The organism is Nocardiopsis sp. CC223A, from assembly GCF_030766825.1.
In the GTDB taxonomy this organism is placed as follows: domain Bacteria; phylum Actinomycetota; class Actinomycetes; order Streptosporangiales; family Streptosporangiaceae; genus Nocardiopsis.
The window spans coordinates 1-1,177 of record NZ_JASFDV010000180.1 but is presented as its reverse complement, the minus strand read 5'-3'; the positions used below and the strand labels follow the sequence as shown (position 1 = coordinate 1,177).

The 1,177-nt window shown below is 74.1% G+C and carries 2 protein-coding genes; both read right to left on the bottom strand.

The features are described from left to right. Nucleotides 1-776, bottom strand: a 776-nt coding sequence (locus QJS33_RS31250; protein WP_306371671.1) for a cytochrome c biogenesis CcdA family protein, incomplete at its 3' end; no start/stop codon positions are given. Beyond that, nucleotides 773-1,177, bottom strand: a 405-nt coding sequence (locus QJS33_RS31245) for a redoxin domain-containing protein (protein WP_306371670.1), incomplete at its 5' end; no start/stop codon positions are given. The genes QJS33_RS31250 and QJS33_RS31245, both read right to left, overlap by 4 nt.

The following is a 1,177-nucleotide window of genomic DNA, read 5'->3' as shown; positions in this document are numbered from 1 at the left end:
CCCGCCCCGACCTGCTGGAGCAGGCGGGCGAGCTCGCCCTGCCACCGCACCGCGGTGCCCACCACCGGGTCGCTGTCGGCCGCACCGGCCAGCACCCGCAACTCGAACCACCCGTAGTAGGCCACATAAGCCCCGGCCAGCACCAGCAGGGCCCCGCCCGCCCGGGTCACGTACGGCAGGGCCGAACGCAACCGCACGGCCACCGAATCCCGGGCCAGCGCCACGGCCACGGTCAACGTGCCCACCACCAGGCCCATCCCCGCCGCGTAGGCCGCGAACACCCCCACCACCCCCAGGGCGCTGGTGGAGCGCAGGGCGCTGGTGGTCAGCGCCAGGAACGGGCCGATCGTGCACGACAGGGACGCGATCGCGTAGGTGGCCCCGTAGACCACGGCCCAGCGCAGCGACCGCGCCGGGCGCCCCGGCGAGGGCCGCGGCATCAGGAGGCCGACCTCGCGCCCGGCCAGCAGCCAACCGCCCAGCCCCACCAGCACCAGGCCGATGACCACCGTCACCCAGGGCAGGTGCCGCTCCAGCGACAGGGCCAGCGGAACGGCCACCAGCCCGAAGACCGCGAACACCGCGATGAAGCCGCCCGTCATCGCGGCCGTGGTGGCCAGGGCCCGCACCAGCGGGCGCAGGCGCCCGGTGCCGCCGGTGCCGCCGTCGTCGGCGACCAGCAGCGCCAGGTAGCCGGGGAGCATGGCGAACCCGCACGGGTTCAGGGCCGCCAGCATGCCCGCCACCAGGGCGATCACGAACGGCAGCTGGGTCATTCGGCCAACAGCCCGTCGCTCACGCGGGCGTCCAGGTCGTCGTCGGACAGGGTGCCGGCGACGGTCTCGAAGGTGCCGTCGGAACGCACGAACGCGAACGCGGGCTGGCCCACGACGCCGAAGTCCGACCAGATGGTGCCGTCCTCGTCGACGATGTGCCTCATGTGGTCGGTGCCGGTGTCGGTGGTGAAGGAGCGCATGTCCTCGACCTCGCCCAGACCGGCCACACCGATGAAGTCCACCCGGCCCTCGTAGCGTTCGGCGGCCTCGGCGACGCCGTCGGCCTCGCCCCGGCAGATGGTGCACCAGGGGGCCCAGAACCACAGCACGACGGGCTCGCCCGCCAACGCGGTGGAGGCCAGGCCCTCACCGTCCAGGGTCGAAGCGTCGAACGACGGCAG